The 13,640-nt window shown below is 71.5% G+C and carries 14 protein-coding genes; 11 read left to right on the forward strand and 3 right to left on the reverse strand.

The genetic code is table 11. The annotated features are described in order from the left end of the window. The first annotated feature begins 56 nt into the window (after positions 1 to 56). The 3 genes from HET64_RS03540 to HET64_RS03550 all read left to right on the forward strand — a co-directional run bounded on the left by HET64_RS03540 (position 57) and on the right by HET64_RS03550 (position 2,623). On the forward strand, positions 57 to 1,394 hold the full coding sequence (locus HET64_RS03540; protein ID WP_215102150.1) for a chloride channel protein: 1,338 nt from the start codon (positions 57 to 59) through the stop codon (positions 1,392 to 1,394). A gap of 165 nt (positions 1,395 to 1,559) precedes the next feature. Beyond that, positions 1,560 to 2,084, forward strand: a complete 525-nt coding sequence (locus HET64_RS03545) for a GNAT family N-acetyltransferase (RefSeq protein WP_215102152.1) — start codon at positions 1,560 to 1,562, stop codon at positions 2,082 to 2,084. 50 nt (positions 2,085 to 2,134) lie between these two features. Continuing rightward, positions 2,135 to 2,623 carry a glutathione peroxidase gene (locus HET64_RS03550; protein WP_215102154.1) on the forward strand — a complete coding sequence of 163 codons (489 nt, stop codon included), beginning with the start codon at positions 2,135 to 2,137 and terminating at the stop codon, positions 2,621 to 2,623. A gap of 65 nt (positions 2,624 to 2,688) precedes the next feature. Here HET64_RS03550 and HET64_RS03555 read toward each other — a convergent pair whose 3' ends face one another. Continuing rightward, on the reverse strand, positions 2,689 to 3,915 hold the full coding sequence (locus HET64_RS03555; RefSeq protein WP_215102156.1) for an acyl-CoA dehydrogenase family protein: 1,227 nt from the start codon (positions 3,913 to 3,915) through the stop codon (positions 2,689 to 2,691). Between the two features lie 187 nt (positions 3,916 to 4,102). Between HET64_RS03555 and HET64_RS03560 the strand changes: the two genes are divergently transcribed. Further along, positions 4,103 to 4,759: a TetR family transcriptional regulator gene (locus HET64_RS03560; RefSeq protein ID WP_215102158.1), complete on the forward strand. Its 657-nt coding sequence runs from the start codon at positions 4,103 to 4,105 to the stop codon at positions 4,757 to 4,759. 39 nt (positions 4,760 to 4,798) lie between these two features. On the opposite strand, the gene def is transcribed toward HET64_RS03560, so the two are convergent. Next, the gene (gene def, locus HET64_RS03565) at positions 4,799 to 5,344 is read right to left on the reverse strand and encodes a peptide deformylase (protein WP_215102163.1); all 546 of its coding nucleotides are present in this window, start codon (positions 5,342 to 5,344) and stop codon (positions 4,799 to 4,801) included. 114 nt (positions 5,345 to 5,458) lie between these two features. Between def and HET64_RS03570 the strand changes: the two genes are divergently transcribed. The 7 genes from HET64_RS03570 (at position 5,459) to HET64_RS03600 (ending at position 12,002) form a co-directional block, all read left to right on the forward strand. Then, positions 5,459 to 6,697 carry a MurT ligase domain-containing protein gene (locus HET64_RS03570; protein ID WP_215102165.1) on the forward strand — a complete coding sequence of 413 codons (1,239 nt, stop codon included), beginning with the start codon at positions 5,459 to 5,461 and terminating at the stop codon, positions 6,695 to 6,697. Positions 6,698 to 6,731: 34 nt separating this feature from the next. Beyond that, on the forward strand, positions 6,732 to 7,460 hold the full coding sequence (locus tag HET64_RS03575) for a type 1 glutamine amidotransferase (RefSeq protein WP_215102167.1): 729 nt from the start codon (positions 6,732 to 6,734) through the stop codon (positions 7,458 to 7,460). A 175-nt stretch (positions 7,461 to 7,635) separates the two neighbouring features. Further along, the gene (locus HET64_RS03580) at positions 7,636 to 8,661 is read left to right on the forward strand and encodes a 6-phosphofructokinase (protein ID WP_003970624.1); all 1,026 of its coding nucleotides are present in this window, start codon (positions 7,636 to 7,638) and stop codon (positions 8,659 to 8,661) included. A gap of 122 nt (positions 8,662 to 8,783) precedes the next feature. After that, entirely contained in the window at positions 8,784 to 9,734 is a 951-nt protein-coding gene (locus tag HET64_RS03585) for a cytochrome c oxidase assembly protein (protein ID WP_215102169.1), read from the forward strand. Between the two features lie 66 nt (positions 9,735 to 9,800). After that, a complete protein-coding gene (locus tag HET64_RS03590; RefSeq protein WP_003970622.1) occupies positions 9,801 to 9,959 on the forward strand; it encodes a hypothetical protein in 159 nt (52 codons plus the stop codon). A 209-nt stretch (positions 9,960 to 10,168) separates the two neighbouring features. Further along, positions 10,169 to 10,885 carry a 1-acyl-sn-glycerol-3-phosphate acyltransferase gene (locus tag HET64_RS03595; RefSeq protein WP_215102171.1) on the forward strand — a complete coding sequence of 239 codons (717 nt, stop codon included), beginning with the start codon at positions 10,169 to 10,171 and terminating at the stop codon, positions 10,883 to 10,885. An 85-nt stretch (positions 10,886 to 10,970) separates the two neighbouring features. Further along, on the forward strand, positions 10,971 to 12,002 hold the full coding sequence (locus HET64_RS03600) for an NAD(P)-dependent oxidoreductase (protein WP_215102225.1): 1,032 nt from the start codon (positions 10,971 to 10,973) through the stop codon (positions 12,000 to 12,002). Between the two features lie 25 nt (positions 12,003 to 12,027). Here HET64_RS03600 and HET64_RS03605 read toward each other — a convergent pair whose 3' ends face one another. Then, positions 12,028 to 13,611 (reverse strand): alpha/beta hydrolase, encoded by a 1,584-nt coding sequence (locus HET64_RS03605; protein WP_308369777.1) that lies wholly within the window; start codon positions 13,609 to 13,611, stop codon positions 12,028 to 12,030. Positions 13,612 to 13,640 lie beyond the last annotated feature (29 nt).

Genomic DNA, 13,640 nt, shown 5'->3' on the forward strand with positions numbered 1-13,640 from the left:
GTGGGGCCCCGCCCCCTTCCCCGTCCCGGGGATCTTCACGCCGAGGAGTTCGACCTATGCCGGCCACGTCTCCGGGCACACCCGTCGCAGCGCCGGAGGACCCGTACGCGGCGGTCCGCACGCGGAGGTACACGGGGCTGCTGCTGATGGCGGCCGTTCTCGGGGTGCCGGTCTCCGCGGTCGCGTTCGGCTTCCTGGCCCTCGTGTCGGAGCTCCAGGCGGTGACGTACACGCAACTGCCGCGGGCGCTGGGCTTCGAGGAGACGCCGTCGTGGTGGCCCGTGCCGCTGCTCGGCGTCGCGGGTCTCCTGGTCGGCCTCACCGTCCGCCGGATGCCGGGCGGGGGCGGGCACCGGCCGGCGGACGGGCTGGTGTCCACCGGCGCCCCGGCCGCGGCGGACCTGCCCGGCATCGTCCTGGCGGCGCTGGTCTCGCTGGGCGTGGGCGCCGTGCTCGGGCCGGAGGCGCCCCTGATCGCGCTGGGCGGCGGGCTGGCGGTCTGGGCGGCGGGGCGCGTCAAACGGGACCTGACACCGCGGGCCCGGTCCCTGCTCGGGGCCTCGGGGAGCTTCGCCGCGGTGAGCGCACTGCTGGGATCCCCGCTGCTGGGCGCGTTCCTGCTGATGGAGGTGTCGGGGCTGGCCGGGCCGATGCTGGGCGTGGTGCTGGTTCCCGGGCTGCTCTCCGCGGGGATCGGCGCGCTGATCTTCACCGGGCTGGGTTCCTGGACGGGTCTGGGGACCTACTCGCTGACCCTGGGCGAGGTGCCGTCGGCGGCGGCCCCCGACGTCGCGGGGTTCGGGTGGGCGCTGGCTCTCGGTGTCGCGGCCGCCTTCGCCGGCGCGGGCATCCGCCGGCTCTCGCTGGCGCTCCAGGAACGTGTGGAGCGGCGGACGGTGGTGGCCACGGCGGTGATGGGGCTGGTCGTCGGCGGGCTCGCGCTGGTGTACGCCGAGACGTCCGGCAAGGACGGCTCCGAGGTGCTGTATTCGGGTGAGCACGAGTTGGGCCATCTCCTCTCCGGGAGCGCGGGGTACTCGGTCGGTGCTCTGGTGCTGCTCATCGTCTGCAAGTCGCTGGCCTACTGCGCCTCGTTGAGCTGTTTCCGGGGCGGTCCTGTCTTCCCCGCGATGTTCGTGGGCGCGGTGGGGGGCGTCGCGCTGTCCCACCTGCCGGGCCTGGACCTCACGGCGGGGTTCGCGATGGGCGTCGGGGCCATGTGCGTGGCGATGCTGCGGCTGCCGATGACCTCGGTGCTCCTGGCGACGCTGCTGCTGGGCAAGGAGGGGCTCACGGTGATGCCCCTGGTGATCGTGTCGGTGGTGGTGGCGTACGTGGTCACCCTCCGGTTGACGCCGGAGCCGGTGGCCGGAACGCGGCCGGAGACCGGGTGACGTCACGCGCGCCCGGTGTCGGGCGGCGCATCCGGGTAGGGGATGGACGGCACCGTGGGGAATGTCGTCGCCGGGGTGGAGCACCCGTGCACCCTGGAGGAAAGAGCCTCCGCCGCGGGCCGTACGGTTCCTCCCGTCCCCTGCCCTGTGAAAGGACCCCCGCGCATGACCGAGATCGTCCACGTGTCCGCCCCCGAACTGGTCACGTACGCCGACGACCTGGCCGGCCTCCTGGCCGAGACCGTCGACGAGGGGTCCTCGGTGGGCTTCCTCGCCCCGTTGGACCGGGAGACGGCCGCCGCCTGGTGGCGTGAGCGGGCCGCCGACGTGGAGGCGGGGCGGGTCGGCATCTGGATCGCCCGCGAGGGCGGGCGGGTCTCGGGGACGATCGCCCTGGTCCGCGCTCCGCTGCCGAACGCCCGGCACCGCGCGGAGGTCGCCAAGCTGATGGTCCGGCCGTCCGCGCGCGGCCAGGGGCTCGGCGGGGCGCTGCTGTCCGCGGTCGAGGCGTACGCGGCGACGGAGGGCATCACGCTGCTGATCCTGGACACCGAGAGCGGCAGCCTGGCCGAGCAGGTCTACCGCAAGGCGGGCTGGACGAAGGTCGGGAGCGTACCGGGATACGCGGCGGATCCGGCGGGCAGCCTCAAGCCGACCACTTTCTACTACAAGGAGCTCGCCGCTCCGTGAGCGGCGGGCGGCACCATGGGCACCACCACGCAATGATCAGGGAGAGTTTCATGACGCTGCACGACATTCCGCTGCGCACCCTCGCGGGCGAGCCGACCACGCTGGGCGCCTACAGCGGCCGGGCCGTCCTCTTGGTGAACGTGGCCTCCAAGTGCGGGCTCACCCCGCAGTACGAGGGCCTGGAGCGGCTGCAGCAGAACTACGGGGACCGGGGCCTGACCGTGCTCGGTGTCCCGTGCAACCAGTTCGCCGGCCAGGAGCCGGGCAGCGCGGAGGAGATCCAGAGCTTCTGCTCGACGACGTACGGGGTCACCTTCCCGCTGCTGGAGAAGACCGACGTCAACGGCGCGGACCGGCATCCGCTGTACGTGGAGCTGACGAAGCTGGCGGACGCGGACGGGGAGGCCGGGGACGTCCAGTGGAACTTCGAGAAGTTCCTCATCTCGCCGGCCGGTGAGCCCGTCGCCCGGCTCCGGCCGCGCTCCGAGCCCGAGGCCACGGAGGTCGTGGCGGCGATCGAGGCGCAGTTGCCCGGCTGAGCAGGCCGGAGGGGGCGGTCCGGTACGCGTGTCCCGGACCGCCCCCTTTCCGTCACCCGCGGCGGCTAGCGGATCGGCATGCCCGACAGGGTGCGGGCGATCACCAGGCGCTGGATCTCGCTGGTGCCCTCGAAGATGGTGTAGATGGCCGCGTCGCGGTGCATGCGCTCGACCGGGTACTCGCGGGTGAAGCCGTTGCCGCCGAGGATCTGGATGGCCTGCGCGGTGACGTCCCGGGCGGTCTCGCTCGCGTACAGCTTGGACATGGAGCCCTCGGCCGAGGTGAACGGCTTTCCGGTGGTGGCCATCCAGGAGGCGCGCCAGACCAGCAGCCGGGCGGCGTCGATCCGGGTGCGCATGTCGGCGAGCTGGAAGGCGATGCCCTGGTTGTCGATGATCGGGCGGCCGAACTGGCTGCGGGTCTTCGCGTAGTCGAGGGCGACCTCGTAGGCGGCGCGGGCGGTGCCCACGGCCATCGCGCCGACGGCCGGGCGGGACGCCTCGAAGGTGGCCATCGCCGCGTTCTTGACGCGCTCACCGCCGGACTTGGCGCGCTCCCGGGCGCGGGCGAGGCGCTCGTCGAGCTTCTCCTTGCCGCCGAGCAGGCAGTGTCCGGGGACGCGGACGTCCTCCAGGACCACCTCGGCGGTGTGCGAGGCGCGGATGCCGTGCTTCTTGAACTTCTGGCCCTGGGAGAGGCCGGGGGTGTTCGGCGGCACGATGAAGGAGGCGTGGCCCTTGGAGCCGATGCCGGGGTCGACGACGGCGACGACGACGTGGACGTTGGCTATGCCGCCGTTGGTCGCCCAGGTCTTGGTGCCGTTGAGGACCCACTCGTCCTTGGCCTCGTCGTAGACGGCCCGGGTGCGCATCGAGGCGACGTCGGATCCGGCGTCGGGCTCGGAGGAACAGAAGGCGGCTACCTTCACGTCGTCGGCGTCGCCGTACATCTGCGGGATCCAGGTGCCGATCTGCTCCTCGGTGCCGTTGGCGAGGACGCCGACGGCCGCCAGGCCCGTACCGACGATCGACAGGGCGATGCCCGCGTCGCCCCAGAAGAGCTCTTCCATGGCCATGGGGATGCCGAGACCCGTAGGGTCGAAGAACTGCTGGGCGTAGAAGTCCAGGGAGTAGATGCCGACCTTGGCCGCTTCCTGGATGACGGGCCAGGGCGTTTCCTCACGCTCGTCCCACTCCGAGGCGGCGGGGCGGATGACATCCGCCGCGAAGCCGTGGAGCCACTCCTTGACCTGCTTCTGGTCGTCGTTGAGCTCAAGCGTGAACTCGGCCATGTTCCCCTCCAGGCACTGCGGCGAAAACCATGCGTTACTCGCGGTAACCACAGTCTGTTACCGACAAGTAGGTACTGTCAACCGCCACGGAGCCGATCAGGCGCCCGCCCTGTGGAGTGTTACGTTGCGCGGGCGTGCAGAGGCGATGCGACGGCATCGCGTGGCCAGGGGTGGGAGAAGAGACGACATGGAGACCGCACGAAGCGCCGAGCGACAGCGGACCGCGGCCGAGCGCCGTCGCCGCGAGTTGCTGGAAGCGGCGGACCGGGTGGTGCTCAGGGACGGACCGCAGGCCTCGATGAACGCCATCGCCGCCGAGGCCGGGATCACCAAACCCATCCTCTACCGCCACTTCGGGGACAAGGGCGGCCTCTACCGCGCCCTCGCCAAGCGCCACACCGACGCGCTGCTCAGCGCCCTGCGGGCCGCCCTGGACGCGCCCGCCGACCGGCGTGAGCGGGTGGAGTCGACGCTCGACACCTATCTCGCCGCGATCGAGGCCCGCCCCCAGGTCTACCGCTTCCTGATGCACCCGTCCGACAGCGCCGACGCCACCCCCTCCCCCGAGCAGGGCTTCGACGTCGGCCGGCACTCCGCCCCGCTGCTGCGCCGCCTCGGCGAGGAGCTCGGCCAGGTGATCGCCGAGCGCGTCGACCTGGGCCCGGACAGCGAGCAGATGGCCCGCATCTGGGGGCACGGGATCGTCGGCATGATGCACGCGGCGGGCGACTGGTGGCTCGGCGACCGGCCCTGCTCCCGCGAACGGCTGGTGAGCAGCCTGGCCGATCTGCTCTGGGGCAGGCTCGCGGAGGCGGGCGACCTCCAGGGCGGCCCGGGGTTCTGAGGACCCGCTCCCGACGCCGGGCCCGGGAGCCCGGCGTGCTCAGCCCCCGCGCGCCCAGGGCGCCCGGCGCGCCGCGCGCAGCGCCCGGGTGCGCCGCAGCCCGGTCAGCCGGTCGGTGTAGACCGTGCCCTCCAGGTGGTCGCACTCGTGCTGGAGGCACCGGGCGAACCATCCCGTCCCGGCGATCCGGACCGGCTCGCCGGTCATCGTGAGGCCCTCGACGACCGCGTGGTCGAAGCGATCCGTGCCCGCTTCCAGACCGGGAAGTGACAGACAGCCCTCCGGTCCGCGTACGGTGAGTCCGTCCGCCTCGACCAGTTCGGGATTGACCACGTGTCCCAGATGGCGGACATCGTCGTCGTCCGGGCAGTCGTAGACGAACACCTTGAGCGGGACGCCGACCTGGTTGGCGGCGAGCCCGACACCCTGCGCGGCGTACATCGTCGCGAACATGTCCTCGACCAGCCGCGCCAGCGACGGGCCAAAGTCCGTGACGTCCTCGCAGGCACGGTGGAGCAACGGGTCGCCGAGCAGACTCATCTCACGGACGAGTCCGGAACTGCCGGGGATCGGGCGGTTTCGCATGGCGGCAAGGTTACGTTCCACCGGGGCCGGGGAGTTCCCGTGGTGCCGCGGTGCGGTCGCCGCGCCGGACATCGATAGGCTAGGCGCGGACCGATGCAAGGAGGATCTAGGACGATGGCAGGCAACACGGAGCCGTTGTCGCCGCGGGCCAAACTGGCCGTGACGGCGGGCAAGGCCGCGGCGGCGGTGTCACGCGCCGCGGGGCGGGGCAGCGGATCGGTGATCGGCGGCCGGGTGGCGCTCAAACTCGACCCCGACCTGCTGGGGCGGCTGGCGCAGCACCTGGACGTGATCCTCGTGTCGGCGACGAACGGCAAGACGACCACCACGCGGCTGATCGCCGAGGCGCTGCGGGCCGCCGGGCCCGTCGTGTCGAACGCGCTCGGCGCGAACATGCCCGCGGGCATCACCTCGGCACTGGCCGGCGGCTCGGACGCGAAGTTCGGCGTGATCGAGGTCGACGAGAAGTATCTGGCGGGTGTCGCGCGCGACACCACACCCAAGGCGATCGCCCTGCTCAACCTCTCGCGCGACCAGCTGGACCGCGCGGCGGAGACCCGGATGATGGCCGAGCACTGGCGCGAGGGCCTCTCCGGCTCGAAGGCCGTGGTCATCGCGAACGCGGACGACCCGCTGGTCGTCTGGGCGGCCTCCTCCTCGCCCAACGTGGTGTGGGTGGCGGCCGGCCAGGCGTGGAAGGACGACGCCTGGTCCTGCCCGTCCTGCGGCGGTGTGATGCAGCGCCCGGGCGACGACTGGTTCTGCGGGCAGTGCGGATTCCGCCGCCCCGCCCCGAGCTGGGCGCTGAACGGCGACTACGTCCTGGACCCGCACGGTTCGGCATGGCCGATCCACCTCCAGCTGCCGGGCCGGGCGAACAAGGCGAACGCCACCAGCTCCGCCGCCGTCGCCGCTGTCTTCGGCGTGCCGCCGCAGGTCGCGCTGGAGCGGATGTACCAGGTGCAGGCGGTGGCCGGACGCTATGACGTCGTCACCTTCCAGAACCGTGAGCTGCGTCTGCTGCTGGCGAAGAACCCGGCCGGCTGGCTGGAGACGTTCTCGCTGATCGACCCGCCGCCGACGCCGGTGATCCTCTCGGTGAACGCGCGCGGCGCGGACGGCACGGACACCTCCTGGCTGTGGGACGTGGACTACACGCAGCTGGCGGGTCACCCGATCTTCGTGCTCGGCGACCGGAAGCTGGACCTCGCGGTCCGCCTCGAAGTGGCCGGTCTCGACTTCCGGGTCTGCGAGACGCTCGACGAGGCCGTGGGTTACGCACCGCCCGGCCGCATCGAGGTCATCGCCAACTACACCGCCTTCCAGGATCTGCGCCGTCGTGTCGGCAACTGACCCCGGCCCCGGCCACCTCCGGAGAGGACGAAGCATGAGCAACAACGGTCTGCGTCTGGTCTGGGTCTACCCCGACCTGCTCAGCACCTACGGCGACCAGGGCAACGCCCTGGTCGTGGAGCGGCGGGCCCGGCAGCGCGGTCTGGACGTGCAGCGCGTCGACGTGCGCAGCGACCAGCCGGTGCCGACGTCCGGCGACATCTATCTGATCGGTGGCGGTGAGGACCGTCCGCAGCGCCTGGCAGCCGAGCGGCTGCGCCGCGACGGCGGGCTGAGCCGGGCCGCGTCCAACGGCGCGATCATCTTCTCGGTCTGCGCGGGCTACCAGATCCTCGGGCACGAGTTCGTCAACGACCTCGGCGAGCGCGAGGCCGGTCTCGGTCTGCTCGACGTGGTCTCCACCCGCGGCGAGGGCGCACGGTGCGTCGGCGACGTACTGGCGGACATCGACCCGCACCTCGGGCTGCCGCCGCTGACCGGGTTCGAGAACCACCAGGGCGTCACCCATCTCGGCCCGACGGCACGGCCGTTCGCCCGGGTGCAGTTCGGCCGGGGCAACGGCACGGGGGACGGCACGGAGGGCGCGTACAACGACACCGTCTTCGGGACGTACATGCACGGCCCCGTGATGGCCCGCAACCCGCAGATCGCCGATCTGCTGCTGAAACTGGCCCTCGACGTGAACGCGCTGCCGCCCACCGACGACCGCTGGTACGACGCGCTGCGCTCCGAGCGGATCGCCTCGGCGACCCAGCCCGCATGAGGCACTTTCCGCTCGCCTGAGCGATGTCCGCCTGAGGTGTTTTCCGCTCGGTTGAGCGGAGTCCAGCAGGCGGACGGCCGGTTCGGTCCCGCCACCCTGCGCCGGTAGGGTGGCGGGGATCCAACCGGACGACGTGGTCCGGTCATCGACTTCACGTTGCAAAGGTTTCCGGGCCATGCGCATTGGCGTACTCACCTCCGGCGGCGACTGCCCCGGCCTCAACGCCGTCATCCGTTCCGTCGTGCACCGCGCGGTGGTGGACCACGGCGACGAGGTCATCGGCTTCCACGACGGCTGGAAGGGGCTGCTGGAGTGCGACTACCGCAAGCTCGACCTTGACGCGGTGGGCGGCATCCTGGCCCGCGGCGGCACGATCCTCGGTTCCTCCCGGGTCCAGCCCGCGCATCTGCGCGACGGTGTGGAGCGCGCCCGCGGCCATGTCGCGGACCTCGGTCTGGACGCCATCATCCCGATCGGCGGCGAGGGCACCCTCAAGGCCGCGAACCTCCTCTCCGAGGCCGGTCTCCCGATCGTCGGCGTCCCCAAGACCATCGACAACGACATCGCCTCCACCGACGTCACCTTCGGCTTCGACACCGCCGTCGGCGTCGCCACCGAGGCCCTGGACCGGCTGAAGACCACCGCCGAGTCGCACCAGCGGGTGCTGATCGTCGAGGTCATGGGCCGCCACACCGGCTGGATCGCCCTGCACTCCGGCATGGCCGCCGGCGCCCACGCCATCGTGGTGCCCGAGCGCCCCTTCGACATCGACGAGCTGACCGAGCTGGTCGGCAAGCGCTTCTCGGCGGGCAAGAAGTTCGCCATCGTGGTGGTCGCCGAGGGCGCCAAGCCCCGCGAGGGCTCCATGCAGTTCGAGCAGGGCGTCAAGGACATCTACGGTCACGAGCGGTTCGCCGGGGTGGCCACGCAGCTCTCCGGGGAGCTGGAGCAGCGGCTCGGCAAGGAGGCCCGCCCGGTCATCCTCGGCCACGTCCAGCGCGGCGGCACGCCCACCGCGTACGACCGGGTCCTGGCGACCCGGTTCGGCTGGCACGCGGTGGAGGCGGCCCACCGGGGCGAGTTCGGGATGCTGACCGCGCTGCGCGGCACCGACATCGTGATGGTCCCGCTGGGCGAGGCCGTCGAGACGCTGAAGACGGTCCCGGCCGAGCGGTACGCCGAGGCGGAGTGCGTGCTCTAGAACACCTCGTCAGGACACGTCGTCCAGAACTGCCCCCGGCCGCAACCGCGGCCGGGGGCAGTTCTACTCTGGACCGGACAACCGGCACGAAACGGGGACGTGTCCCCATCGGGAGTGAACAGATGGATCACAGCGGGCACGGCATGAACATGGATCTGCCGCCGTTCACGCTGGGGCGGGGGCTGGAGCTCTCCGTCGACCCGTTCTTCCTGACCGGCTGCGTCCTGGCGCTCGCCCTGTACGGGTACGGCGTGGTGCGGCTGCGTCGGCGCGGGGACGGCTGGCCGGTGAACCGGATCGTGTTCTTCACCGTGGGCGTGCTGAGCATCGCTCTGGTGATGTGCACCAAGCTCAACGACTACGGCATGGTCATGTTTAGCGTGCACATGGTGCAGCACATGGTGATCAGCATGCTGTCGCCGATCCTGCTGCTGCTGGGCGCCCCGGTGACGCTGGCGCTGCGCGCGCTGCCCCCGGCGGCCCGGGGGCGGATCGGGCCGCGCGAGCTGCTGCTGAAGCTGCTGCACAGCCGGTACATGAAGATCATCTCGCATCCGGTGTTCACGATCCCGCTGTTCATCGCGAGCCTCTACGCGCTCTACTTCACGCCGATCTTCGACTTCCTGATGAGCTCGAAGCCGGGCCACATCGGGATGATGGTGCACTTCCTCGCGGTCGGCCTGGTCTTCTTCTGGCCGATCATGGGCGTGGACCCCGGTCCGCACCGGCCCGGTTATCTGATGCGGATGCTGGAGCTGTTCGCCGGGATGCCGTTCCACGCGTTCTTCGGGATCGCGCTGATGATGGCGTCGACGCCGATGGTGAAGACGTACGAGAATCCGCCGGCGTCGCTCGGCATCGACGCGCTGAGCGACCAGAACTGGGCGGGCGGCATCGCCTGGGCGTTCAGCGAGATCCCCTCCGTGCTGGTGCTGATCGCGCTGGTCTTCCAGTGGTACCGCTCCGAGCAGCGCACCGCGCGGCGCACGGACCGGGCGGCGGACCGCGACGGTGACAAGGAGCTGGCGGCGTACAACGCCTATCTCGCGTCTTTGCAGGCGCGCGGACAGTAGCGCGGAGGGCGCATACGGGGTGACCATGGGGACAACGGCCGCGCGGCCGACGAGGAGCGTGCGCGCATGTCCGGATCGACGAAGACCATGGGATACATGACCGGCGGGGCCCTGATAGCGGTGACCGCGTACACGGTGGCGCTGGGAAGCAGCGGCTGGCTCTGGTTCGGCTGGGTGGTGCTGGGACTGTGCACCCTCGGCATGCTGGCCACGCAGGACACCTGAGCCCGCCGGGACGGTCCTCAGCAGCGGGTGAGGACGTCTGACGGGGCCGGAGGCGGGTACGAGCCGGGAGACCGGTTCGCTACGGTCGCTCGGTGGTGCCGGGGTCTACGCTGTGGCGCCCCGGCACCACCGTGACCTGGTACTACGCAGCCCTGAACCCGGCAGTACAGCCCTGACGCCGACCCGGCAGAGCGAGGTGCACCCGCAAGGTGTTCTATTACGTCCTGAAATATGTCGTGCTGGGGCCCGTACTGCGGCTGCTGTTCCGGCCCCGGATCGAGGGCCTGGAGAACATTCCTGCGGACGGCGCGGCGATCGTCGCGGGCAACCACCTCTCCTTCTCCGACCATTTCCTGATGCCGGCCATCATCAAGCGCCGCATCACCTTCCTGGCGAAGGCCGAGTACTTCACGGGCCCGGGGATCAAGGGCCGGCTCACCGCGGCCTTCTTCCGCAGCGCGGGCCAGATCCCGGTGGACCGGTCCGGCAAGGACGCCGGGCAGGCGGCCATCCGCGAGGGGCTCGGCGTCCTGGGCAAGGGCGAGCTGCTGGGGATCTACCCGGAGGGCACCCGCTCGCACGACGGCAGGCTCTACAAGGGCAAGGTCGGGGTCGCGGTGATGGCGATCACCGCGCAGGTGCCCGTGATTCCCTGCGCCATGGTCGGCACCTTCGAGATCCAGCCGCCCGGCCAGGTCGTGCCGAAGATCAAGCGGGTCGCGATCCGCTTCGGCGAACCGATGGACTTCTCCCGGTACGCCGGCATGGAGAACCAGAAGGCCGCGATCCGGGCCGTGACGGACGAGATCATGTACGCGATCCTCGAACTCTCCGGCCAGGAGTACGTGGACGAGTACGCGGCCAAGGTGAAGGCGGCCGAACAGGAGGCCGCGCCGCCGAGGAAGTTCCCCAAGCTGCGACGCTGAGCGCGAATACGCCACCGGCAGAGCGCCCTCGTCCCGGCGGGCCGGCTCCCCTAGCGTCGGATCCATGAGCAAGGGACACGCATGGGTGCTGGGAGCGACGGGCCAGATCGGGCGGGCCGCGGTGCGGGCGCTGGCCGCGGGCGGCTGGGAGGTCACCGCAGCCTCGCGCGGCGGCGGCCGGGACGAGGGATGGGACGCCGGGGTCCGGGCGGTGGCGCTCGACCGGGACGAGGAGGGGGCGCTCGGCCGGGCGCTGGGCGACGGCTGTGACGTGCTGGTCGACATGGTGGCGTTCGACGGCGCGCACGCCCGGCAGCTGAGGGGGCTGGCCGACCGGATCGGATCGGCCGTCGTGATCTCCAGCGGGGCGGTGTACGAGGACGACCGGGGCCGCAGCTTCGACACCCAGGCGCGGAGTGACGGCTTCCCCCGCTATCCGGTGCCGCTGCCGGAGACCTGGCGCACGGTGGCACCGGGTGACGCCTCGTACGCGACGCGGAAGATCCTGCTGGAGCGGGAGCTGCTGGCGGCGGGCGAGGAGCTGCCGGTGACGCTGCTGCGCGCGGGCGCGGTCCACGGCCCGTACTGCCGCACACCGCGCGAGCTGTACGTGGTGAAGCGGCTGCTCGACGGGCGTCGGCGCCGGGTGCTCGCGTACAACGGGGAGAGCCGCTTCCATCCGGTCCATGTGTCCAACGCGGCGGAGCTGATCCGGCTGGCGGCCGGGCAGCCGGGATCCCGCGTGCTGAACGCCGGGGACCCCGAGGCCCTCACGGTCGCGGAGATCGCGTCGGCGATCGACGACGTGCTCGGGCGGGAGACGGAGACGGTGCTGATCGACGGCGGGCCGCCGGACGGCGTTGTCGGGGACACGCCGTGGAGCGGCGCCCACCCCGTGGTCTACGACATGACGGCCGCCGGGGAACAGCTGGGCTACCGCCCCGTGACGGGGTACGTGGAGTCGCTGCCGGAGACGGTCGAGTGGCTCGACGCGGAGTTGGCGGGGCGCGACTGGCGGGAGGCGTTCCCGAAGATGCTCAAGAACTACGGCGAGGGTCTCTTCGACTACGCGGCGGAGGACGCCTGGCTGGAGGCGTACGACCGGGGCCGCCGCTGAGCGGCCCCGGTCCCACGAGGGGTTCTTACGGCTTCGGCGTGGCGTGCGGGGCGCACGTCACATCGCGCCGGTCGGTCTTCCCGGTGAGCAGGTAGGTGTCCACCCGCTCGTTGACGCAGGGGTTGACCAGTCCGGTGACGCCGTGGGATCCGGCGTCCTTCTCGGTGATGAGCCGTGAGCCCTTGAACCGCTTGTGCAACTCGACGGCGCCCTGGTACGGGGTGGCGGCGTCTCGGGTGGACTGCACGATGAGGACCGGCGGCAGGCCCTTGCCGGTCTTCACGTCCAGCGGGGTCCGCTGCTTGGCCGGCCAGGTGGCGCAGGGCAGGTTCATCCAGGCGTTGGCCCACGTCATGAACGGGTACTTCTCGTGCAGCCGGGTGTTGTCCCGGTCCCAGGTGCGCCAGTCGGTGGGCCACTTGGCGTCGGCGCATTCGACGGCGTTGTAGACCGCGTTGCCGTTCTCGGCGGCCGCGTTGCCCGCGAGGTCGCTCATGTCGGGGGCGGCGGCGTCGACCAGGGCCTGGGTGTCACCGGCCCGGTAGGCGCTCCAGGTCTTGGCGGTGGGGGCCCAGGCGGAGTCGTAGTACGGCGCGCCCTGGAAGAAGCCGATGAGCTCGGCGGGCCCGACGACGCCCCCGATGGGCTCCTTCTTGGCGGCGGCCCGCAGCTCCAGCCAGGCCTTCTCGACCTTCTGCGGGGTGTCGCCGATGCCGTAGACGGAGTCGTGCTTCGCGACCCAGGCCTTCCAGTCGTCCCAGCGCGTCTGGAAGGCGATGTCCTGGTTGAGGTTCGCCCGGTACCAGATGCTCTTCTGCGACGGGTCGACCACACTGTCGACGACCATGCGCCGGACGTGGGCCGGGAAGAGCGTGCCGTAGACGGCGCCCAGGTAGGTGCCGTAGGAGACGCCGAGGAAGTTGAGCTTCTTCTCCCCGAGCGCGGCCCGGATGACGTCCAGGTCGCGTGCGGTGTTGGGCGTCGTCATGTGCGGCAGCATCGCACCGCTGCGCTCGCCGCACCCTTCGGCGTACTCGCGGGCCAGCTTGCGCTGGGCGCGCTTGTCGGCCTCGCTGTCGGGGACCGGGTCGGCCTTGGGGGCCTTGACGAACTCCTGCGGGTCGGCGCAGGAGATGGGGGCCGAGTGGCCGACCCCGCGCGGGTCGAAGCCGACGAAGTCGTACGCCTTCGCGGTCTTCGTCCAGAGCGGGTTCTTGGCGGGGATCCGGGCGGGGAAGCGCAGTCCCGAACCGCCGGGCCCGCCCGGGTTGTAGAGCAGTGCGCCCTGTCGCTCGCCCTTCGTGCCGGTGCTGACGTGCCGGTCGACGGCGAGCTTGATCTTCTTGCCGTTCGGCCGGGCGTAGTCGAGCGGCACGGTCACCCAGCCGCACTGGATGGGGGCGGCGAGGCCCCAGTCCTCCGGGCAGTCCTGCCAGTCGATCCCGGCGTTCGCCGCCCGGTGCGCCGCGACGGCGACCCCGCGCGCCTCCGCGTCGCCCCGGCCGTGCCGGCTGCCGTCGGCACTGGCGGCGGGTGCGGCCATCGCCCCCGCTATGAGCGTGCCCGCGACGAGGGCCCCGGCCGAACCGAGCACCTTGGTACGTCTCACGTGGAACCTCCCCCTTCGTCCGATCCGCC

Origin of the sequence: Streptomyces sp. McG3, from assembly GCF_018619185.1 — a bacterium.
In the GTDB taxonomy this organism is placed as follows: domain Bacteria; phylum Actinomycetota; class Actinomycetes; order Streptomycetales; family Streptomycetaceae; genus Streptomyces.